Genomic DNA, 22,023 nt, shown 5'->3' on the forward strand with positions numbered 1-22,023 from the left:
TCTGTGTCAAGTAGAACAAGGTTTTTGTTCATTGTTTGGATGAATTTTTTACTGCTTTTTGCCTTTTTATTTCATTGTTTAGCATAACAAGTCCTAAAGAACCAAAAAAATTGAGTAATGAACATTTATAAACAATTTCTCATTTAAGCGTGAAAAAGAAAAATATTTCTATAAAAGTGTGTGTTTGCACTTCCTACCGAGCAGATCGTGAACCCCGTGCACCGCGTCACGCTGCTGCTATTGCACAACTTGGTTCAGAGTTTGAAGTAACTTTCATCGAGTGTGCATCTATGGGGGAGTCAGCAAGTTATTTAAAACAGTTAGATAAAATACCAAATATTAAACTGCGTACACATTTCTACCCACATCGTAAATCAAGCATCATAGCTTTATTGTTGAATCGACTCTGGAACCGCACAGCCCAGATGCTATTTCAGGCTTTTGAATTATTGTTACCAGCTGCTTTCAGTACAAATGTCATAGGGCTTGAGCAAATTTTGAATGAGGTGCAGGCTGACATATATTTAGCACACAACATTGATACATTACTTCCATGTGCACAGGTTGCTAAACGCCTTGGTGCATTGTTGATGTTTGATTCAATGGAATTTCATGCAGATATGGGAGACTCTCAAACAAAACTAGAACAAAAAATGATCCGTACTTTAGAGTCTAAGTGGCTTTCAAATTGCAAACTGGTTCTTGCTAGTAGCGAACAAATGGCTGATGAGATTGCTAAAGAGTATGGAATTAGGCGACCCCTCCCACTTTATAATGTGCCCAGCATTGAACCTAGCCTACCACCTAAGAATACCAAACAATTCACACTTTACTGGCGTAATTCTGTTATCGGATTAAGTCAGCGTGGCCTTGACGAAGCTTTATTAGCGTTATCACAACTACCTGAAGATATTACACTTCATCTACAAGGAAGGCTCCCACTCGATGGAGGGAAAGCATTAAAAACTCGAATTGCTAAACTCAACATAACTCAGCGAGTCATCATCCATCCCCCCTATTTGCCAGAAGAAGCAATCAAGATGGCAGCTACTTATACAATTGGCTTGTGCCTGGAACGCAAAGGTGTACGAAACCATGATTTAACAGTATCTAATAAAATGTTCGACTATATGATGGCAGGATTATCAGTAATTGCAAGTGACTTACCAGGTTTAAGGCATATTATTGAGCGATCAAATGGTGGACTGTTATTTGAAGCTGGATCAGCCGATGATTTAGCAAAGCAAATTATGACTTTATACAACAACCGTTCATACCTTCAAGAGTTAAGCACAAATGCTCGTAATTTTGCCTTGTCTGAAGGAAATTGGAGAGTCGAGATGGAGAAACTTACCCAAGCTTTTAGTGTAATTTGTGACCAAAAATATATATTACCTATCAGCCAATCTGTGGCAGAAATAGCTAGCTAAAACTTTGTCAATCTTAATACCCTTAAGCAGTTTATTAGAAATAGTCTAGAAATGATTTCACAGTTACTTCAACAAAGTATTTCATTTGTTCCCTGGAAATGGCGTAGCCGCATCAAGGATGTGCCTTTGATTGCCTCATTTCAGCGCAGGCTAATCAACCAGTTTCTCAATGAACAAAAGTTTCTCCATACTATCAATGCTGGCCCTGCCTGCGGACTAAGCTATCCAGTTCATTTACCACAAGATAAATCAATTTGGATAGGAACTTATGAAGTAGAGTTTGCTACTGCTTTAGCAGAAGCTGTTACTCCTGGAGATGTGTGTTATGACATTGGCGGTTTTCGAGGTTTTTTTAGCGCGGTGCTTGCTTTAGCTGGTGCCAAAAACGTGTATATTTTTGAACCTTTGCCTGATAATTGTCAACAAATTCGGGCAGTCATGGCTGCAAATCCTAACTTGTTGTCAATGAGTCTCCAAAATATTGCAGTAGGCGATCAAAAAGGCGAAGCTGAGTTTTTAGTTATGCCAGAAGCTAGTATGGGAAAGCTTTCTGCTAGTTCTTTTCAGGTAAATGCGCAGGAAAATGAAAAGATTACTGTGCAGATAGATACATTAGATAACCTTGTTCAGTCTGGTCAACTAGAAAAACCGAACTTAATTAAAATTGACGTTGAAGGTGCGGAAATTTTAGTCTTACATGGTGCGATTGATACATTACAAAAATGTAAGCCACAACTATTTATAGAAATTCACTCTCGTGAATTGGCTCATGAATGCAACCTATTATTAACAAGTATTGGTTACAATGTAACTGTTATGGAAACTCATAAAAAACCAGATTTTGTTACTGAACCAGAAGTTTGTCATTTTTTGGCTAAATAGGGTAAGTACTTAGACGAAAACATTTACAGTCATTGCGAGCGGAATGAAGCAATCCCAGCCCTTGTGATTGTTGCATTCCGCTTTGCTCCATTTGCAATGACTTTGTGTAATTAATTCTGTCTGACTACTTAAACAGAATCTAGTTAGAACAATCGATTATGCCTTCTAATAAAAAAGTGTTCTTTTATTCAAGAAATAATAAATGATGAGTTTAAATAGGGTAAATTATGTAAACAAAAAAAAATTAAATTCCTTACAGATATTAAGAGGAATTGCTGCGCTGCTTGTAATTCTTATTCATGGAACAGGTGTGGTCGAAACAGCCTTTAATGAAAATTATCTTGACCAGTATTTTTACATGGGTAACTGTGGTGTAGATATCTTTTTTGTGCTGAGTGGATTTATTATTTTTTATTCTAACTATAATTTGATTGGTGATCCTTCTAAATTTGTCAGCTTTATCAGAAAAAGAATTATTAGAATTTATCCTATTTACTGGATAGTAACCTTAAGTATTTTACCCGCTTATGCAATCATTCCTTCATTTGGACAGGGGGATGAATTGAATTTCAATGTTATTCTTACTTCATTATTTTTAATACCTAACTATAGATCACCAATCCTAGTTTCTGGATGGACATTAATTCATGAAATGCTATTTTATTTAATTTTTGGTTTGATTATAGTATTAAAACCTAAACTTTCAAAAAGTATAATAATTATTTGGTCAACTATCATATTAGTACTTTTTATTTACAATTTTTATGCAATTGAAATTAATATACAAAATCCTGTTATAAGATTAGTAACACATCCTCAAAATATAGAATTTTTGCTCGGATGTCTGGCTGCAAAAATAGTAATTAACACCTTAAACAATGTGAAAAAGATATCTACAAGAACAATTGTTTTAATTAAATTGAATGTGCTTTTTTGCGCTTTGATCATAATCATGTCAGGTTTTGCAAGATACTATAATATAAAAATTTTCAATTTATTAACTGGTGTTCATGTATTAATATATGGCATCACCTCAATGATTTTAATCTTATGTCTTGCTTTTCTTGATGTATTGAATAAAAATGTTTATTCAAAGGATATTAATTATGATAAAGTCAGAAAAAATACAGGAGTAAGTCTAATTAATCGCTATGTATTATTTTCTGGTCTGATACTTTTGGGAGAAGCATCATATTCAATTTATTTAACACATGGCCCAGCTATTTCGGCTTTATCAAAAGCTATGAAACATTTCAAAATACATGAATTAATAGGTGGATTTTGGGCATCAAATATTTTGTTTATGCTTGTGGTCGCTTCAGGAGTGATTACATATTTATATGTTGAGTTACCAATGTTAAATTTTCTAAAAAAACGTTTTACAAACTAAGTTTAAGTAACAGTTATAATTCCTTTTCTGTAAAAATAAAGCCTTGACTCATCGAGTTCTAATTATTAGCCCCCACTTTCCACCCATTAATGCAGCTGACCATCAAAGGGTGCGCATGTCCTTGCCATACTTTAAAGAATTTGGTTGGAAACCTCACATTCTTACGGTAAGACCAGAATTTATTGAAGGTGTTAACGATTCACTACTAGCAAAAACTATTCCTCAGCATATCCCAGTTACCTATACCAAAGCATTACCATTTCAATATACTAAACATCTGGGGATAGGTAGCTTGGGACTGCGGTGTTTTCCCTATTTACTGCAAGCAGGCGATCGCCTCCTTAGCCAAACAAAATTTGATTTAATTTATTTTTCTACAACTGTATTTATTACTATGGCTTTGGGTGCTAGATGGTATCGTCGCTTTAATATTCCTTACGTATTAGATTTTCAAGATCCTTGGCTAAGTGATTACTACGAAAAATCAGGATTAAGCCCACCAGGCGGACGTTTGAAATATAAATTTTCTCAACTACAGGCAGAAATATTAGAACCTATAGCGGTGAGTAATGTTAATCACATAATTAGTGTTTCACCAGAATATCCAAAAACTTTACAACAGCGTTATAAACATCTCAAGGCAGAACAATTTACAGTTCTACCTTTTGGTGCACCAGAGTCTGATTTTGAACAACTCCCCTCTTTAAATATTCAGCAGCAAATATTTAATCCCAAAGATGGTAAACGCCATTGGGTTTACGTAGGGGCAGTAGGTAATATTATGTCATTTGCATTGCGGGTTTTGTTTTTAGGCATTCAATCACAGCGTCGTCAAAACCCTGAAGTTTGGGAATCCATTAAATTACATTTTGTGGGTACTAGTTACGCATCCGATCACCGAGCTGTCAAAACAGTAGAACCCATAGCCAAAGAATTAGGGGTTGCTGATTTGGTAGAAGAATATCCTTACCGTATCCCTTATTTTGAAGCCCTACAAACCTTAATAGATAGTGATGCTATTTTATTAATTGGTTCTGACGATCCAGGTTACACAGCTTCTAAACTTTATCCATGTATTTTGGCAAAAAAGCCAATATTAGCTATTTTCCATCAACAGAGTTCCGTGATAAAAATTCTTAATAAATGTCGTGCAGGTCGGGCTATAACTTTCACTTCAGGCAACCAACCTGGTGATTTATTAAATCAGATAACTGCTGAACTTAATTGGTTTCTGTCCTTACAAAAAGGGTATCAACCGGAAACAGACTGGTCAGCTTTTAAAGCCTATACTGCTAAAGAAATGACGCGACAGCAATGCTGTATTTTTGACTTAAGTCTAAATTAGTACGAACTAGAAGCAATCAGATTAACAACTTACTTGAAATTAGCTTTTTTTGTTTTTTCTTTCTAATCAGTCATTATTGTGAAATTCATCAGTAAGTAGGTGGGCGGGAAAATTTATAACTATGTCATTTCTATTTTTGACTAACAAGGTTTCTACTAAATGGATTTAAGACAAATAGTTAATTTAAATAGTACGGAGAATCAGCAGTTATGTCTGGATAAAATTCGGGTATTGGTATTACTTGGTGGCTCAGAATTATTCGGACATGAGCGTGCAACTATTGAAATTTTCCGAACTCTCAGTGAAATTGGGCTTAAAGTTCGTTTTGTGATTAGTAGTCGATTGGGGCTTGAAAACATTGCACCTTACTTAGATAAGTTGAGCTTAGAATGGATTCAAGTACCTTTTGGTTATCACTGGTACTATTTGCAATGCGCGCCTACTAATCTTTGGGGAGTTTTAGCGACCAATATTTTAATTTGGCGCGAAGTACAACGCTGGCAACCAACACATCTTTACACTGGAAACTGGTTAAGTCTAAGCTATGCAGCACCATTTATTTTATTGTCGCGTTTACCTTTTGTGTATCGTGCAGGAGATGAAATTCATTCTTCCAAAAAAGTCCATCAATGGTTTAATCGTCTGATTTTTCATCGTGTAAGCTTTTTAGTATGCAATTGCAAATTTTTAGCAGATAAAATTTCTCAAAAGCTGCCTTTTCTTGATCCAGTAGTTATTTACAACTCCCCTCCTTATCGTCCAGAGAAAAGTATCAATTCTATTGAAATACCCAAGCTTCCTCAAAGTGCTACTTTAATATTATATGTTGGTCAAATCTCTGAACATAAGGGTGTACCACTACTGATAAAAAGTATGATTAAACTCATACTCAGGGGGCAGAATGTGGTGCTGTGGTTAGCTGGCAATGCTAGGTGGAATCCTGAGTTAATAAGGCAATTACGAACTGAAGTAAAAGATGCAGGCTTAGAAGAGCGAATTTGTTTTTTAGACTACGTTGAAGACACTCAAAAATTATTTGAGCTTGCAGATATCCATGTTTGTCCATCTATATGGGATGAACCCTCTCCCAATGTTGTATTTGAGGCAAAGCAAGCTGGTGTACCTTCAGTTGTGTTTCCTGTTGGTGGTATTCCCGAACTCATCGAACATAAAGTAAATGGTTATATTTGCAAACAAGCAACGGTAGATGCTCTTGTGGAAGGACTCACCTACTTTTTGGAGCATCCAAAAGAGCGGTATCAAGCTGCTGAAGCAGCCCGTGCAAGTTTACAACTACAATTCAGTCAAGAAAAATTTCAACAACAATGGGCGAAAATTTTTATCCAATCTTGTAAGAATAAATAATAGGTTTTTATCTTTTGAAAATCATAGTTTATGAAAATTCTAAAAATATTAAATAATTTTTTGTTATGCATAACTTAGATATTAATTCTCACAGTAAACAAAATAGCAATATTTTTAGTTTGCTGGTTTGCATTGTTTTTCTATTAATATTACTATTTTTCGTACCATTTCAAAACTGGGGGTTGACAATACTAGCATTTTTGGTGCTAGCAGGTTTATTTAAGCTGTTTGGTCTCAATTCTATACTTTCATGTGCATTAATGGCTTCTGGTTTTCAGTGGTTGCAAGCGGGAATGGATATTTTTAGAGCCAATACAGCAGGTATTTCTCTTAATGAATTTACCGGACTACCATATCATGCAGAGGCATGTGCTTTGTCATTACTAGGAGTATTAGCTTTTGCTTGTGGTATAAGAGTTGGGTATGGCTTAAATCCACTACCTAAGTTTTCATCTGCTTTAGACAATCTTGTAATGCTATCGCCAAGAAAAGTGGCAATTACCTCTGTTGTGGTTTTGCTGTTATCTTTTTTGCAACCTGTACTAGTGAGACTGCTTCCTAACTTGTCTCAAGCTTTTTTAGTTATTTTAGTTTTTAAAGAAGCTTTAATTTTTTTATTAACCCTTACAGTATTTTCAACAATTAGAGGATTTGTTTGGTTATCCATAGTTATTGGAACTAACATTTTAATTGGGTTATTTAGTTATTTTAGTACATTCAAATTTTCTTTTTATTGGCTGATATTATCTATTCTTACAATAAAAACTTTCTCTCAAACTAAACGTATATTAATATTGTCGCTTCTTTTATCTATTACATTAATTTTTGGTTTATATTGGACATCTATTAAGGTTCAGCAACGGGCTTTTTTAAATCAAGGCAGTTCACAACAAGTTATTCAAGTTTCTTGGCAACAAGGGCTAAATAATATTTTTAGTTTAGTAAATAAAACTAGTTTTAAAGATATTTATACAGCATCAGATAAGCTTGCTCAAAGGATTGGTTACACTCGATTTTTTGCAATAGTAATTGATCGAGAGCATAATTTGATGAATCCGAAAGGTGAAATTATTTGGTGGCAAGCTATTGAACATATTTTAGTACCGCGAATTCTCGACCCCAATAAGGCTGCTCTTGATGATTCGGCTCAAACTAATCTTTATACAGGTCTTGGAGTTGCAGGAGTAGATCAAGGAACATCAATCAGTTTAGGTTATATAACTGAAAGCTATATTGACTTTGGCTCTTGGGGTATGTTTTTTCCTATCTTTATACTAGGCTGGCTTTACGGTAAGTTTTTTGGAATTTTAACAACCAATAAATTTCCCCAACCACTGGGCTTTGCTTGCGCCTGTATTATAGTAGTAATTGCTGGTAGTGCAATTGAAACTAGCGCTGTGAAACATCTGGGCGGACTTGTGGTTAGATATTTATCCACGGTTGCTGTATTAGTTTTTTATGGTCGTAAAATAATGGTTTTTCTCAGTCAGCCTAGTGCATATTTACCTTATACTTACAGTCAGCAAAGGACTGAATTAGATAGATTTATAAAATAATGGTAAATATTTTCGGAGTAGATATAACAATTTCCTTACTTTAATTACAAAAGTCGGATAGTAAATATGTAAAATTTATCTCTATTTGCGTATAGCCTACTTTATTTAAATGAAAAAACTGGCAATTGTTACTTCTCATCCAATTCAATACTATGCTCCTTGGTTTCGATATTTAGCTAATATTGGATGTTTATCTATCAAAGTTTTTTATCTTTGGGATTTTGGTGTAAAACAACAGGTTGATGAGGGTTTTGGTCAAGCTTTTCAATGGGATATTCCATTATTAAATGGCTATGAATATGAATTTGTAACTAATGTTAGCCCCAATCCTGGTACTCATCACTTTTGGGGATTACAGAATCCATCTTTAATATCACAAGTGAGAGCTTACAATCCAGATGCGGTTTTGTTGATGAGTTATAACTACGCTAGCATTTATCGCTTGCTCTGGAATTGGAATACCCATAATATACCTTTATTATTTCGGGGTGATTCCCACCGCTTATTACCTATAAAAGGAATAAAAGCTTTTGTGCGTAGGCAGTTTATTACTCAAATTTATCGGTATTTTGCCGCTTGTTTATATGTGGGTAAAGCTAATTATGAATACTTTCAATATCATGGTGTATCTAAGAATAATTTGTTTTTTTCTCCCCATGCAATTGATAATGATCGCTTCTCCACTCAAGCTAGAACAGCCAAGCAACAAGCCATTACCTGGAAGCAAGAACTTGGAATTCGTCAAGACCATGCAGTAATTCTATTTGCAGGCAAATTTGAAGAGACAAAACGTCCCATAGATTTGCTTCAAGCTTTTTTACAAGCCAAGCTTGATAATGTATCACTGTTATTTGTAGGAGCAGGAATCTTAGAAGATGATCTTAAATCTCAAGCAGCAGGACAGGAAAATATTTACTTTGCTCCATTTCAAAACCAATCTTTAATGCCACGAACTTACGCAATTGCTGATTTGGTTGTACTACCTAGTTATGGAGAAACTTGGGGACTGGTGATTAATGAGGCAATGTGTTTAGCTCGCCCAGTAATTGTCAGTAATCATGTAGGTTGCTCTCAAGACTTAGTTCATCCTGGTAAAAATGGGTTAATTTTTTCTGCGGGTGATGTTTCTGCATTGGCTGATAGTTTACAAGCAGCATTTTCTGACAGAAAAAGCTTGCAGCAATGGGGAGAAACAAGCCGTAGGATTATCTCTAAATATACTTATATGGAAGCTACTCAGGGACTAACTCAAGCAATAGATCACATTTTAAAAAAGTAAATATATAGTTGTTATTTAATTATATTTTAAATTAGCTATAGGAATCCGATTTGATTTCTGAAAAAATCTAAGTATATGTAGTGGACTGACACGACTAAAATGATGCATTAGGCGTAGGTTGGGTTGAGGCTTTGCGAAACCCAACAAGGATCTATGTGTTGGGTCTCATTCTTCACTACGTGACGCTAACGCGAACGACCCAACCTACAAAATTTATTGCACTATTTTAGCCTTGCCACGCCAGTAGGGTGCGTTACACTTCGTGATAACGCACCGTATTATGGGAGTTGGTGCGTTGCGCTGCGCGACAACACACCCTACGTATTTGTTCAAAAATCAAATATGAATCCTATATTAACTTTCAAACTATTTGATTATCAATATGCAGAATCAGAGTAACAATCTATCATTTCATCTTTGGATGCCAGAAATATTTAAATTTAAAGGAGGGATTCAAGTATACTCATTATTTTTTCTTCAAGCTCTAAAAAATATCTACCCAAATGCTAAGTACGATGTTTTTTTGAAGAATGATATCCAACCATTACCTAATTTATCTAGCTTAAATTCTACCCAGCTTCACTGCACTGGTTTTGTGCCTTTACCACTAAGAACACTTATATTTGCAATTAAGCTAATTTTTACAGGTTTATGGAAAAAGCCTAGTCTAGTAATTGCTTGCCACATCAATTTTATTGTGGGAGCATATTGGTTGAAGCGTATATTAGGTATACCTTACTGGGTAATCACTTATGGTATAGAAGCTTGGGGTATTCAAAGTACTCATGTGAACCAATATCTACATCATGCAGACCGAATTTTGTCTATCAGTAGTTATACACGCGATCGCCTGATTAAAGAACAAAATCTTGATCCTAATAAAGTTTTTCTTTTGCCATGCCAATTTGATCCCAATAATTTTAAACCTACATCGAAACCACTTTATTTACTAAACCGATATGGATTAGAAGCAAAACAGAAAGTCATTTTAACTGTAGCTAGACTATCAGAGGTAGAACAGTATAAGGGTTACGATCAAGTTCTGAAGGCAATGCCACAAATTCGTGAACTTATTCCTGATGTTCACTATATTATTGTTGGTAAAGGTAACGATAAATCAAGAATTGAAGAGTTGATTATTCAATTAAAATTACAAGATTGTGTGACATTAGCTGGTTTTATTCCTGATTCTGAACTTTGTGATTACTACAATCTGTGCGATATTTTTGCAATGCCTAGCAAAATGGAAGGGTTTGGTATTGTCTACTTAGAAGCATTAGCTTGTGGTAAACCAGTGCTAGGAGGTAATCAAGATGGTTCAATTGATGCTCTTGATCATGGTAAATTAGGTGCATTGGTTAACCCTGATGATGTAAAGGAAATTGCTGATAGCATAATTCAAATTTTACAGGGTAAATATCCTAATAAATTAATTTATCAACCAGAATATTTACGCCAAGAAGTAATTAATCTGTTTGGATTTGATAGATTTCAAGAAACATTAAAAAAATACATGGAAGAGAATTTTAAGCAAAAATTACATATTTATAAATTCTAATATTTTAGAAATTATTGTTAAATATGTTATAAATAAACATTTTATATTTATCTACTTTTCTGGACTTAGATAAAATAATATTCTTGCAAAATTATTTATGATTGATTTTTACATCAGAAATTAAAATAAATTTTTCATGCTTTTATATCATCAAATAAGCAAAAGCTAATTTTATATATGTGTGGTATTGCTGGAATTCTTAGATTTAATTACCATGATGAACACTTGGAAACCCAAATTAAACGGATGCAAATTGCATTGCAACACCGTGGCCCCGATGATACAGGTATTTATATTTCAAGCGATCAACAAGCAGCCTTAGCTCACACTCGTCTTTCTATTCTTGATCTTAGCTCTGCTGGACATCAACCTATGTCTACTAGTGATGGGCGCTATTCAATTACTTTTAATGGAGAAATCTATAATTTTCAACAACTGCGACAGAATTTAATTTCCCAAGGTGAAACGTTCTATTCCCAAACAGATACAGAAGTAATCCTAAAACTTTATCAAAGAATGGGTTCTGATTGTGTCCATCATTTACGCGGCATGTTTGCCTTTGCAATTTGGGATGATTTAGAAAAAACTTGTTTTTTAGCTCGCGATCCTTTAGGTATTAAACCACTTTACTATTGGCAATCTGGTAGAACTTTAGTATTTGCTTCCGAACTTAGAGCTATTTTAGCATCTGGGTTGCCTAAAGTTGATTTGAATATAGATGGTTTATATGGCTATTTGGTTACTGGTTCAGTTCCCGAACCATACACATTAATTGCAGATATTCATTGTTTAGCTGCTGGAAATTGGCTATATTGGCAAGGTGGAAATGCATCAAAAAAACAGTATTGGCAAATTAACTTTACTCCTAGTGATATTTCACCCGTAGAAGCTCAAGAAATTGTACAAAATGCTTTATTAGATTCCATTAAAAATCATTTTATTAGTGATGTTCCTGTAGGTATTTTTCTTAGCGGTGGTATTGACTCAACAACAGTTCTGGCTTTAGCAACAAAAACACAAACAGAACAGTTGCATACTTATTCCATTGCTTTTGCAGAATCAGAATGGAATGAAGGAGAAATTTCCCAAAAAATAGCCGACCATTTTGGTGCAAAACATACAGAGTATAAAGCTACATTATCTTTTGCTAAAAATTTATTGCCTACATTTTTAGGTGCAATCGACCAACCTAGTATTGATGGCTTCAATACTTTTTGTGTATCTAAAATTGCCCATGACAGTGGTATGAAGGTAGTTTTATCTGGGTTAGGTGGGGATGAAACTTTTGGCGGATATCAATCATTTCAAAAAGTTCCTCAGATGCTGAAATGGAGTAAACAAATACAAAAATTTCCTAGTTTCAGCAAGAGTTTAGGTATGGGATTAGCACAATGGGGAAACGTTCCTAAGATGAAGCGCTTAGGCGACTTCTTATATCAACCACCTAGTATTAATTCAGCTTATCGCAGTTTTAGAGGAATTTTTTCTCATACAGAAGCTTGTGCGATTATTCAGCAATGGCTAGGAGTTTCAAGTAACTCAAATCTTCCAAATTTTAAAAATGCTAATTTTTTAACCCCAGAAGATGAAGTTAGTTTTTTAGAACTGAGTTGTTATATGCGTAATCAGTTACTGCGAGATAGTGATGTGATGAGTATGAATTGGGGGCTAGAATTACGTGTACCTCTGGTAGATAAAGTCTTATTAGAAACAGTAGCATCAATTCCTAGTCAAATTCGTTTAGCTCAGGGTAAAAAACTATTAATTCAATCTGTACATGAGTTACCTGAATGGGTCATTAATCGTCCTAAGCAAGGGTTCTTTTTTCCATTTGAAGAATGGATGAGTGGTGAGTTTGGTTATTGTTTCCCAAATATGAAAATTCCCCACAATATACCTGTTAAACCTTGGTATCGTCGCTGGAGTTTGGGAATTCTCAAATATTGGTGGGAGCAAGTTAGTGCATGAAAATTCTCCATGTAATTCCGTCTGTTGCTTCAGTTAGAGGTGGCCCTAGTCAGGCAGTGTTAGAGATAGTGAAAGCACTCAGAGATGGCGATATTGATGCAGAAATTGTTACTACTAACGATAATGGACTGGATCTGCTCGATGTTCCTCTAGGAAAACGCACTCAATATCAACAGGTTCCAGTCTGGTTCTTTCCCCGCTTCTCTCCTCAACAGCACGCCATTCGAGAGTTCGCTTTTTCCAGAAAGTTAACCACTTGGTTATGGCAGATGATACATGAGTATGATTTGCTACATATTCATGCTATCTTTTCCTATGCTTCTACCGCCGCAATGGCGATCGCTCGTCTCAAGGGAGTTCCTTATATTGTTCGCCCTTTAGGACAACTGGGTGAATGGTCTTTGCAACAAAGCACTCGTAAAAAGCAGATATATCTTAAGCTTATAGAAAAAGATAATCTTAATTATAGTCAATATATTCATTTCACATCAGAGCAAGAACAGCAAGAAGCTAGGAAATTAAATTTAATTGCTCCTAGCTTTATTTTGCCTCACGGTCTTACTATTGTTAATAATATTCCTAATGCTCGCCAGCAGTTACGACAACATCTTAAACTTCCTACAGATGAACCGATAATTTTATTTTTATCTCGTCTACATTCTAAAAAAGGTTTAGATTATTTAATTCCAGCTTTAGGGAAACTATCTGACTACCGTTTTACTTTGGTATTAGCCGGTAGTGGTTCTCCAGATTATGAAACTGAAGTTAAATCTTTGTTAGTTTCTCATGGTATTCAAAACCGCACTCATTTTACAGGATTTGTCAGCGGAGAAATAAAAGATTTATTGATCCAAGGTGCAGACTTATTTACGCTCACATCTTACTCAGAAAATTTTGGGGTAGCAGTCATGGAAGCTTTAGGTGCTGGTGTTCCTGTGGTAGTTACTCCTGGTGTTGCTGTAGCTGATATGGTAGCAAAGGAAAAAATAGGCTATGTTGCAGAGTTGGATATAGATGCGATCGCTTCTGCTATACAACAAGCTCTAGATTATCCTGAGGAAGCAAAGCATAGAGGCGATCGCGCTCGTCAATTTCTCTTAAAAGATTATACATGGGAGCGTGTAGCCTCAAAATTGATTGCAATTTATCAAAAAATAATTAAAAACTAACCTAATTCTAGTTTCTCTTGCTATCAAATATCAACCTTAATTTATGACGCTTATGATTACTAATGAATATGAATATTCCTATGCTGATGCTGAACTTGGACATCATCATGCCTATCTTACTAAACCTTTATTAGATCTAATAGCTGAATCTGCTTCTATGACTTTTAGAGAACGTCCTTTGCGGATTTTAGACATTGGCTGTGGTAATGGTAGTTTAAGCAACTTCATTGCAAATAATGGTTATGAAGTTGTTGGTATTGAAGAATCTGAGTCTGGTGTAAAATTTGCGAGCCTTGCTTTTCCCAATTGTCGGTTTATTCAAGGAAGCATTTACAATCTTCCTTATCAAGAACTAGAAGAGAAATTTGATATTGTAATTGCTTCTGAGGTAATTGAGCATTTATTTTATCCCAAAGAATTAGTTAGAAATGTTAAAAAATGTCTCAAAGCTAATGGACGTTTAATTATTACCACTCCTTATCATGGTTACCTCAAGAATATTATGCTTGCTGTTTCTGGCAAAATGGATAAACACTTTACAACTCTCTGGGATGGTGGACATATCAAGTTTTTTTCTGTAGCAACAATGAATGAGCTACTTCAATCAGAAAACTATACAGACATCAAATTTAAGTTTGCAGGTAGATTTCCCTATTTATGGAAATCAATGTTATCTTCTAGCACTCCAATGTAGTTACCATATTCAACTCTATATAAACATACAATGCTAGAAAAAATTACCCCTCTCATTCTCACTTATAATGAAGCTTCCAATATTAATTACACACTTCGGCAACTTACTTGGGCAAATCAAATTGTAGTTATTGACAGTTACAGCACAGATAAAACTCTAGAAATTTTAGAATCTTATCCTCAAATAAAAATTTATCAAAAAAAGTTTGATTCCTTTGCATCTCAGTGTAACTATGGTTTAGAAAAAATCCCATCTGAATGGGTACTATCTTTAGATGCTGATTATGTATTAACTGATGAGTTAATTAAAGAAATTCAAGCCCTATCAACAGATACAGATGCAGACAGTTACAGCATAAAATTTAAATATTGCATTTTTGGAAAGCCACTACGCGGAGCGCTACTTCCACCTCGCAAAGTGTTATATAAAAAAGAAAAAGCAATTTATGTAGATGATGGACATGCTCACCGAGTCAGTATCAAGGGAAACTCTAGATTACTATCTGGTTACATTTATCATGACGATCGCAAACCCTTAAGCCGTTGGTTATGGGCACAGGATCGCTACATGCTGATTGAAGCTAAAAAATTGCTAGAAACTCCCAATAACGAACTCAGCTTAGGCGATCGCATCCGTAAACAGAAAGTTCTTGCACCGATAATTATATTAGTTTATTGCCTAGTTATTAAAGGTGGTATTCTTGACGGTTGGCGTGGTTGTTATTATGCATTCCAACGCGCATTAGCTGAAATTCTTTTAGCCATTTATCTAATTGAAGCAGAAAAATTAAGGATATAATAATTTATGAGTAATATATTTGCTGTCAGCACTTTGCGCTATATCTGGTCGCATCCCAACTGCAAAAATCAACGAATTAAATCTATTTTCAAATTTATAGGCTGGCAATTTTATAAACGCTTAACTCATAAATATCTTGATATAGAACTGATATCTAATATTAAAATTCGCTGCCATCCTGATAGCTATTCGGCTGCGGCGGCATTATACTGTGGGCTATATGACTATGATGAAATGAATTTTCTGTTACGGTATTTAAGAGGCAGTGATTCATTTTTAGATATTGGTTCTAATGTAGGTATATATACACTTTTAGCAGCTTCTAAAATTAAATCTGGTTTAATATATAGCTTTGAAGCACTCCCTAAAAATTATTCTCGCTTAACACAAAATATTGAATTAAATCAATTACAGCAGGTTAAACCATATGCAATAGCAGTTTCTGACTTTACTGGCACTACTGCTCTTAATCTGGCTGAGGGAGATTCTATGCCATTTATGACCGATCAAGTGACTGATAACACAATTAAAGTACCTACTGACACTCTTGAAAATCTACTAAAGTACGAATCGTCTGCTAATCTTACATTAGCCAAAATAGATATTGAAGGAGCAGAAATTTTAGCTTTCAAGGGAGCGGTTTCTTTACTAAAAAAACAGCGTCCTTATGTTTGGATTATGGAAATAAATGATGCAGTAAATAATTTTGGGCTGCAAAAGCAGGATGTTGTAAAATTTCTACAAGATTATGGTTATAGTTTGTATCAATATGATGCTGATACTAACCAAATACATTCAATTACACTTGCACAACAAAAAGGCAATAACGTTTTAGCAATCGCAGATTCTGCCATAGATTTCGTACGCGATCGCCTGAATGAAAAATCATTAGCAAGTTCGCCTGTCTAGCATTACTCAGTTTAAGTAATTGATGTGAAATGCGATCGCACTCATCCCGGCTTTAATCAATCCAAGTCTGTATAATATAAGAAATCGACCCTGCTAGCGATCGCCTAAATCAGACCATGACAGTTCTCCAAGGTCACCCGGCAAATGCCCTACCACCGATTACCTGGCAGAAACTACCTGCTGATTTTCCTTTGCCCGATGAACCTGTGGAAAGTAATCTACAACCCCTGTTAGCCGCCGCCTTGCGAGAATCCCTAGAATTAGCAGGTTTGATTCTCGAATCAATGTTGATTGCTTCTAATTTTGGTATTTGTGCCACCGTCGGTGACAAAACTATCATTAAAGCGCCCGATTGGGTTTATGTCCCATCGGTTCATCCCTTACCTGCAGGAGAAATTCGCCGCAGCTATACTCCCCATGCAGAAGGAGACAAGCCAGCTTTAGTCATGGAATTTATCTCCGCCACTGAGGGAGGAGAATATTCAATTAATCCCCATTATCCTTATGGTAAGTGGTACTTTTACGAACAGATTTTAAAAATTCCCGTATACGTAATTTTTCATCCGCAAATCGGAGTATTAGAAACTCATTTATTAGAGCAGGGTAAGTATCAACAACAATCCCCAGATGAAAACGGACGCTTTTGGATAGAAGCCTTGGGTTTATTTTTAGGGGTGTGGATGGGGAAAAAAGCAGAATTAGAAGGCTACTGGCTACGCTGGTGGGATCGATCTGGTAATTTATTACCTTGGGGAAGTGAGTTAGTAGAACAAGAACGTCAACGTGCAGAACAAGAACGTCAACGTGCAGAACAGGAACGTCAACGTGCAGAACAAGCAGAACAAAAGGCTGGTAAATTAGCACAAAGACTGCGAGAACTGGGGATTAATCCTGAAGAAATTTAGCTTTTTTCCCAGGATATAACAGTTGTATAGACAAATCAGAAAATATTGGCTATTAACTTTAGCCACAATGATTGTGGTGTTGTTGAGTGTAATTCCTCTCCGAATTGCGATCGCATCTTACCAAGCCCCCTACCCTCAAGCTATTCTTACCCTTGGTGGCGGTTCAGAGAGAGAAAAATTTACTGCTCAATTTGCCCAAAAACATCCTAATCTTGAAATCTGGGTTTCTAGCGGTATACCTCCGAAGCAAGCCCGTGACATATTTCATAACGCAGATATCCCAAACAGCCGCCTTCACCTCGATTACCGTGCTGTGGACACAGTTACTAACTTTACTTCTCTCGTCTCAAATTTCAAACAACACCAGATTCACCATCTCTATCTAATTACTTCCAATTATCATATGCCGAGAGCAAAAACTATAGCTATTATTGTTCTCGGTAGTCAAGGCATTACTTTCACTCCTGTATCTATCTTCTCCAATAAACCTCAAGAATCAATCTTCCACATCCTTCGCGATAGTGGTCGTTCTGTTTTGTGGATTATTACTGGACGTACTGGAGCTAGTTTCAAACCTTAGTTTTACCTAGGGGTTAAAAGTAGTATCACCTTAAACGTAACTAATAAATCATAGTAAAACTCACATGAATATCCTCGGAATTAATGCTTACCACGGCGATGCTTCAGCTTGTCTAATTCAAAATGGTCAGCTAGTAGCAGCAGTTGAAGAAGAAAGATTTAATCGAGTTAAACATTGGGCGGGTTTTCCGGCTGAATCTATTCGCTATTGTTTAAAAGTAGGCGGAATTAGTGCCACAGATTTAGAGCATGTAGCTTTATCTTTTAACCCTAAAGCTAATCTTAATCGTAAGTTATTATTTACGCTGCAACAACGTCCATCACTTTCTTCACTCCTCGATCGCTTCAACAAACAAAGTAAATCTGCAAGTTTGAAGGAACAGTTAGCAGCCGCTTGCTACATTCAACCAGAAGATATTCATGCTCAGATTCATACATTAGAACACCATACAACTCACTTAGCCTGTGGGTTTTTAGTTTCTCCCTTTGAAAAAGCGGCTATCTTATCTGTTGATGGCATGGGGGACTTTGTGAGTACCCTGTCAGCAGCAGGCGAAGGTAACCATTTAGAATATTTCTCTCGCACCTATTATCCTCACTCTATTGGTTATCTGTACAACGCCATTACCCTTTACTTAGGCTTTCCAGCTTATGGCGATGAATATAAAGTGATGGGATTGGCTCCTTATGGAGAACCAGAATATTTAGAAGCTTTCCGGCGAATTATTTATCCTCACGGAGATGGTTTTGAACTGAATTTAGATTATTTCACTCACCATGAGCAAGGTATTGCGATGACATGGGATGGTGGGATACCCAAGGTTGATGCTTTTCATAGCCAAGAGTTAGAAAAATTACTCGGCCCGGCGCGTCAACCTAATTCAGAACTGACAACAAAGCATCAAAATATAGCTGCTTCTGTGCAAGCGGTGACGGAAGAAATCATTTTTCATTTACTGAATCGATTAAGCGATCGCTATAATAGCGAAAATCTCTGTTTAGCGGGCGGTGTAGCGATGAACTCCGTTGCTAATGGTAAAATTACGCAAAATACACCCTTTAAAAATGTCTATATTCCTGTAGGTGCGGCTGATAATGGTACTTCTATTGGAGCCGCCTTTTTTGTTTGGAATCAAATTCTTAAGCAACCGCGCCAGTTTGTTTTAGATCATGCATATTGGGGTTGTGAGTTTTCTGATGAAGAATGTTTATTAGCATTGCAGGCTCACGATCTACAACCATTACACTTAGAAAGAGAAGCGTTATTAAACTTAGTTGTTGATACCATAAGTGAAGGCAAAGTAGTTGGCTGGTTCCAAGGGAGAATGGAGTTCGCGGCTAGAGCTTTGGGTAATAGATCCTTAATTGCCGATCCGCGTCGTGTAGATATGCGGGATATTATCAACCTCAAAATCAAATTTCGGGAAAAGTTTCGTCCCTTCGCTCCCAGTATTCTTGAGGAACGGATAGGTGAATACTTTGAAATTGATGAGCCTGCTCCTTTCATGGAAAAAGTCTTTAAAATCCGTCCAGAAAAGCGAGAAGAGATTCCGGCTGTTACCCATGTGGATGGTACTGGTAGGTTACAAAGTGTCAGTCGTCAAACCAATCCCCTGTATTGGGACTTGATTAATACTTTCGCTCAACGCACTGGGGTTCCCCTAATCCTTAACACTTCCCTAAATGAAAATGAACCCATTGTTCGGACTCCTACAGAAGCTATTTTATGCTTCTTGAGAACTCACATGGATGCCTTAGTCTTGGGTTCTTATTATATTGAACGCAAAGATATCAAATCATAAATTTGGCATTTGATTGTCTGGGATGGGGAGCCAGTACCGTGGACTGGTTTCCCGATTTGAAGCAATGACTGTAGGGGCAGGTTCACAGATATGCTTACATCAAATGTAACTATTAGCTATTGAAGCGATCGCTGAATTTCCTACCTAATTTGGTAGGTTGGGTTGACGTAAGGAAACCCAACACCAAAATCTAGGTTAAGCTTTCAAGATCCTTGTTGGGTTAAGCGCAGCGCAACCCAACCTACATCTGCTAGAGGCTAAGGATTAGGAGACAAATGACCAATGACTAATAGATATTTTAAATAAAATTATCACATTGAATATTTAAGTAATAAAACTCAATAATACTGCTGTTTTTATCCCCAGTTGCACTTAGTTTGTAAAGGATAATTGATAAGTGTTGTCAAACTCATGCCTACAGCTCGACACTAGAAATACAACACAGCAATTATTCTTATGCATACTATTTCTAACGTTCAATTTAAGCAGTCCTTTTGGCGACCTGCTGTCCTATTAACTTTAGGCTTTTGGCTGGGTGCTAGCCTACTTTTAGATTGGGTAATTATGCCTAGCCTATACATTTCTGGCATGATGACTCAAGCTAGTTTTTCTACAGTTGGCTATGTGATTTTTTGGAACTTTAATCGTGTGGAATTATTGTCGGCTGCTGTAGTATTAACTGGTGTACTAGCTTTAAGCCAAACCCATCTCAACTGGCGGCACAAGGGTATTATTTTATCTGTGCTACTGCTAGTTATAGCTTTGCTTGATACTTATTTCTTAACGCCACAGATGAGTGCGATTGGTGTACATCTCAATGCATTTGATGCGGAAACTACTATTCCCGCAGCGATGAATTTGCTCCACGGTAGTTATTGGGTATTGGAAGTTATCAAACTGATAGCTGGTGGTTTGCTTTTAAACTGTTGCTGGAAACAGGAAGCTTAAGATTGCAATCTTAAGCTATTATCTTCAATAAAATTAACCAAAATTAGGGGGTACAACATTGTTGTGCCCCCTAATTGATATATGGTAATTATTTTGCGAGTTTTGTATTGACTATGCTGATTCTTCGGAATCGTTAAAAAATAACAAGCGTGCAGCGAGTATCGCAAATCCTACAGCCGCGATCGCTTTTAGTAACCTTGTGGGTAAAACCTCTGCAACGGCTCCCCCGGCTAATGCTCCCAATAAGCTAGTTAATATGAGAGCAATAGCAGTAGCAAAAAACACCGCCCGCCGAGATTGGCTGCGTCCAGAAAGCGCGATCGCAGCTAGCTGGCTCTTATCACCTAATTCTGATAAAAAAACTGTAATAAAGCTTAGTCCTAAAAGATGCCAATCCATATTATTTGTTGACGGTTGACGGTTGACGGTTGACGGTTGACAAATGACAAATGACAAATGACAAATGACAAATGACTATTAACCAACTACTACATCCCAAAACAGCATGATGGAAATGAGCAATAACATCACACCTGCTGATTTCTCTACGGTTTTGGGACTTAGCTTAGTGGCGATCCATCCTCCTAAGAGGACTCCTAATAAGCTGGTGGTGATTAATGCTGCTGCAGAACCCATAAACACTACCCAAGGCGCGTGAGATTCTGCACTCATCAATAAGGTAGATAGCTGAGTTTTATCACCGATTTCTGCAAGAAAAATGGTGATGAAGGTAGTACCAAAAATCATTGCTACTGATTCTGGCTTTTTGGGACTATCGGCGACTACAGGCTGAAGTGGCTCAAGGGTTGCTGTTGTGACGTTAATATCGGTACTATCTTGTAGTTCTAGCTGGTTTTCAGTCTGAGAGATATTAGAAAGGCTTGGTGGTGCAGAATCAAGTTTCACGGGCAGTAGTTTGATTTCTAGATTGTTTTCATATTTCTCTCATTTTCTCAGATTGTTGTAATAAATTGCAAGAGACGTGATGAATCGTATATTTGCCAGAGACGCGATGAATCGTAATATTTTCCAGAGACGCGATGAATCGTAATATTTTCCAGAGACGCGATGAATCGCGTCTGTACAATTTAAAAACCGACGGCTTTGTTGAAGCGGATCAGTTCTAAACTGCGATCGCCATATACCCCTTCTATTTGTTGGCGACAGCAGTCAATGGCAAAATCGTTTAACTCTTCCGGCTCAATACCATACATATCTTGAAATATTTCGGCTTCGACGCGGCAAAAACGCGGGCGATTGGCGTAGATGCGGCATTCTCGCGTGATATGGTCAAAATTCACGCACCATCCGCCTTCACCCACCATGCTCATATAAAGTTCGAGTTCTGCTGGTGTCAGATAATCTTCTATCTCTGGACGATCTGCTGGATCAAGATTACAGCAGGCTCCACATTGCTTAATACATTGCCAAGTTGTCATGATAGTC

General features: G+C 36.5%; 20 protein-coding genes. 17 read left to right on the forward strand and 3 right to left on the reverse strand.

The features are described from left to right. Positions 1–149 precede the first annotated feature (149 nt). The 17 genes from H6G08_RS38455 to H6G08_RS00085 all read left to right on the forward strand — a co-directional run bounded on the left by H6G08_RS38455 (position 150) and on the right by H6G08_RS00085 (position 20,577). Positions 150–1,430 carry a glycosyltransferase gene (locus H6G08_RS38455; protein ID WP_190538261.1) on the forward strand — a complete coding sequence of 427 codons (1,281 nt, stop codon included), beginning with the start codon at positions 150–152 and terminating at the stop codon, positions 1,428–1,430. A 51-nt stretch (positions 1,431–1,481) separates the two neighbouring features. Beyond that, positions 1,482–2,312, forward strand: a complete 831-nt coding sequence (locus H6G08_RS00010; protein ID WP_190538262.1) for an FkbM family methyltransferase — start codon at positions 1,482–1,484, stop codon at positions 2,310–2,312. 202 nt (positions 2,313–2,514) lie between these two features. Further along, positions 2,515–3,702 (forward strand): acyltransferase family protein, encoded by a 1,188-nt coding sequence (locus tag H6G08_RS00015; protein WP_190538263.1) that lies wholly within the window; start codon positions 2,515–2,517, stop codon positions 3,700–3,702. Positions 3,703–3,745: 43 nt separating this feature from the next. Then, on the forward strand, positions 3,746–5,047 hold the full coding sequence (locus tag H6G08_RS00020; protein ID WP_190538264.1) for a glycosyltransferase family protein: 1,302 nt from the start codon (positions 3,746–3,748) through the stop codon (positions 5,045–5,047). Positions 5,048–5,206: 159 nt separating this feature from the next. After that, positions 5,207–6,412: a glycosyltransferase family 4 protein gene (locus H6G08_RS00025; RefSeq protein WP_190538265.1), complete on the forward strand. Its 1,206-nt coding sequence runs from the start codon at positions 5,207–5,209 to the stop codon at positions 6,410–6,412. Positions 6,413–6,477: 65 nt separating this feature from the next. Continuing rightward, complete coding sequence (locus H6G08_RS00030; RefSeq protein ID WP_190538266.1) at positions 6,478–7,968, forward strand: hypothetical protein; 1,491 nt, start codon at positions 6,478–6,480, stop codon at positions 7,966–7,968. A gap of 109 nt (positions 7,969–8,077) precedes the next feature. Next, the gene (locus H6G08_RS00035) at positions 8,078–9,247 is read left to right on the forward strand and encodes a glycosyltransferase family 4 protein (RefSeq protein ID WP_190538267.1); all 1,170 of its coding nucleotides are present in this window, start codon (positions 8,078–8,080) and stop codon (positions 9,245–9,247) included. A 421-nt stretch (positions 9,248–9,668) separates the two neighbouring features. Next, positions 9,669–10,805 (forward strand): glycosyltransferase, encoded by a 1,137-nt coding sequence (locus H6G08_RS00040; protein ID WP_242046025.1) that lies wholly within the window; start codon positions 9,669–9,671, stop codon positions 10,803–10,805. A 177-nt stretch (positions 10,806–10,982) separates the two neighbouring features. Next, positions 10,983–12,773 (forward strand): asparagine synthase (glutamine-hydrolyzing), encoded by a 1,791-nt coding sequence (gene asnB, locus H6G08_RS00045; RefSeq protein WP_190538268.1) that lies wholly within the window; start codon positions 10,983–10,985, stop codon positions 12,771–12,773. Beyond that, positions 12,770–13,942: a glycosyltransferase gene (locus H6G08_RS00050; RefSeq protein ID WP_190538269.1), complete on the forward strand. Its 1,173-nt coding sequence runs from the start codon at positions 12,770–12,772 to the stop codon at positions 13,940–13,942. The genes asnB and H6G08_RS00050 overlap by 4 nt, the downstream gene beginning before the upstream one ends. Before the next feature lie 43 nt (positions 13,943–13,985). Continuing rightward, positions 13,986–14,636, forward strand: a complete 651-nt coding sequence (locus H6G08_RS00055) for a class I SAM-dependent methyltransferase (RefSeq protein WP_242046026.1) — start codon at positions 13,986–13,988, stop codon at positions 14,634–14,636. Positions 14,637–14,666: 30 nt separating this feature from the next. Continuing rightward, positions 14,667–15,434: a glycosyltransferase family 2 protein gene (locus H6G08_RS00060; RefSeq protein WP_190538270.1), complete on the forward strand. Its 768-nt coding sequence runs from the start codon at positions 14,667–14,669 to the stop codon at positions 15,432–15,434. A gap of 6 nt (positions 15,435–15,440) precedes the next feature. Then, positions 15,441–16,343 (forward strand): FkbM family methyltransferase, encoded by a 903-nt coding sequence (locus H6G08_RS00065; protein ID WP_190538271.1) that lies wholly within the window; start codon positions 15,441–15,443, stop codon positions 16,341–16,343. Positions 16,344–16,459: 116 nt separating this feature from the next. After that, positions 16,460–17,248, forward strand: coding sequence for a Uma2 family endonuclease (locus H6G08_RS00070; protein WP_190538272.1), 789 nt, complete (start codon positions 16,460–16,462; stop codon positions 17,246–17,248). A 67-nt stretch (positions 17,249–17,315) separates the two neighbouring features. Then, positions 17,316–17,828, forward strand: coding sequence for a YdcF family protein (locus H6G08_RS00075; RefSeq protein WP_190538439.1), 513 nt, complete (start codon positions 17,316–17,318; stop codon positions 17,826–17,828). A gap of 64 nt (positions 17,829–17,892) precedes the next feature. Next, a complete protein-coding gene (locus H6G08_RS00080) occupies positions 17,893–19,629 on the forward strand; it encodes a carbamoyltransferase family protein (RefSeq protein WP_190538273.1) in 1,737 nt (578 codons plus the stop codon). Between the two features lie 456 nt (positions 19,630–20,085). Then, positions 20,086–20,577: a DUF4149 domain-containing protein gene (locus H6G08_RS00085; RefSeq protein ID WP_190538274.1), complete on the forward strand. Its 492-nt coding sequence runs from the start codon at positions 20,086–20,088 to the stop codon at positions 20,575–20,577. Between the two features lie 111 nt (positions 20,578–20,688). Here the strand turns inward: H6G08_RS00085 and H6G08_RS00090 are convergent, their stop codons facing one another. From H6G08_RS00090 to H6G08_RS00100, 3 genes are all read right to left on the reverse strand, one after another. Next, positions 20,689–20,976, reverse strand: coding sequence for a TMEM165/GDT1 family protein (locus H6G08_RS00090; RefSeq protein ID WP_190538440.1), 288 nt, complete (start codon positions 20,974–20,976; stop codon positions 20,689–20,691). A 78-nt stretch (positions 20,977–21,054) separates the two neighbouring features. Continuing rightward, positions 21,055–21,483, reverse strand: a complete 429-nt coding sequence (locus tag H6G08_RS00095; RefSeq protein ID WP_190538275.1) for a TMEM165/GDT1 family protein — start codon at positions 21,481–21,483, stop codon at positions 21,055–21,057. Between the two features lie 182 nt (positions 21,484–21,665). Continuing rightward, positions 21,666–22,016: a YkgJ family cysteine cluster protein gene (locus H6G08_RS00100; protein WP_096642124.1), complete on the reverse strand. Its 351-nt coding sequence runs from the start codon at positions 22,014–22,016 to the stop codon at positions 21,666–21,668. Positions 22,017–22,023 lie beyond the last annotated feature (7 nt).

This window comes from Calothrix anomala FACHB-343, from assembly GCF_014696435.1.
Taxonomy (GTDB): domain Bacteria; phylum Cyanobacteriota; class Cyanobacteriia; order Cyanobacteriales; family Nostocaceae; genus Aulosira; species Aulosira anomala_A.

What these genes read in the sequence shown, in the direction of transcription:
- H6G08_RS00030 (WP_190538266.1), top strand. Translation starts at nt 6,478, where the DNA reads ATGCATAACTTAGATATTAATTCTCACAGTAAACAAAATAGCAATATT.
- H6G08_RS00060 (WP_190538270.1), top strand. Translation starts at nt 14,667, where the DNA reads ATGCTAGAAAAAATTACCCCTCTCATTCTCACTTATAATGAAGCTTCC.
- H6G08_RS00025 (WP_190538265.1), top strand. Translation starts at nt 5,207, where the DNA reads ATGGATTTAAGACAAATAGTTAATTTAAATAGTACGGAGAATCAGCAG.
- H6G08_RS00035 (WP_190538267.1), top strand. Translation starts at nt 8,078, where the DNA reads ATGAAAAAACTGGCAATTGTTACTTCTCATCCAATTCAATACTATGCT.
- H6G08_RS00090 (WP_190538440.1), bottom strand. Translation starts at nt 20,976, where the DNA reads ATGGATTGGCATCTTTTAGGACTAAGCTTTATTACAGTTTTTTTATCA.
- H6G08_RS00010 (WP_190538262.1), top strand. Translation starts at nt 1,482, where the DNA reads ATGATTTCACAGTTACTTCAACAAAGTATTTCATTTGTTCCCTGGAAA.
- H6G08_RS00070 (WP_190538272.1), top strand. Translation starts at nt 16,460, where the DNA reads ATGACAGTTCTCCAAGGTCACCCGGCAAATGCCCTACCACCGATTACC.
- H6G08_RS00085 (WP_190538274.1), top strand. Translation starts at nt 20,086, where the DNA reads ATGCATACTATTTCTAACGTTCAATTTAAGCAGTCCTTTTGGCGACCT.
- asnB (WP_190538268.1), top strand. Translation starts at nt 10,983, where the DNA reads ATGTGTGGTATTGCTGGAATTCTTAGATTTAATTACCATGATGAACAC.
- H6G08_RS00055 (WP_242046026.1), top strand. Translation starts at nt 13,986, where the DNA reads ATGACGCTTATGATTACTAATGAATATGAATATTCCTATGCTGATGCT.
- H6G08_RS00100 (WP_096642124.1), bottom strand. Translation starts at nt 22,016, where the DNA reads ATGACAACTTGGCAATGTATTAAGCAATGTGGAGCCTGCTGTAATCTT.
- H6G08_RS00015 (WP_190538263.1), top strand. Translation starts at nt 2,515, where the DNA reads ATGATGAGTTTAAATAGGGTAAATTATGTAAACAAAAAAAAATTAAAT.
- H6G08_RS00050 (WP_190538269.1), top strand. Translation starts at nt 12,770, where the DNA reads ATGAAAATTCTCCATGTAATTCCGTCTGTTGCTTCAGTTAGAGGTGGC.
- H6G08_RS00075 (WP_190538439.1), top strand. Translation starts at nt 17,316, where the DNA reads ATGATTGTGGTGTTGTTGAGTGTAATTCCTCTCCGAATTGCGATCGCA.
- H6G08_RS00065 (WP_190538271.1), top strand. Translation starts at nt 15,441, where the DNA reads ATGAGTAATATATTTGCTGTCAGCACTTTGCGCTATATCTGGTCGCAT.
- H6G08_RS00040 (WP_242046025.1), top strand. Translation starts at nt 9,669, where the DNA reads ATGCCAGAAATATTTAAATTTAAAGGAGGGATTCAAGTATACTCATTA.
- H6G08_RS00080 (WP_190538273.1), top strand. Translation starts at nt 17,893, where the DNA reads ATGAATATCCTCGGAATTAATGCTTACCACGGCGATGCTTCAGCTTGT.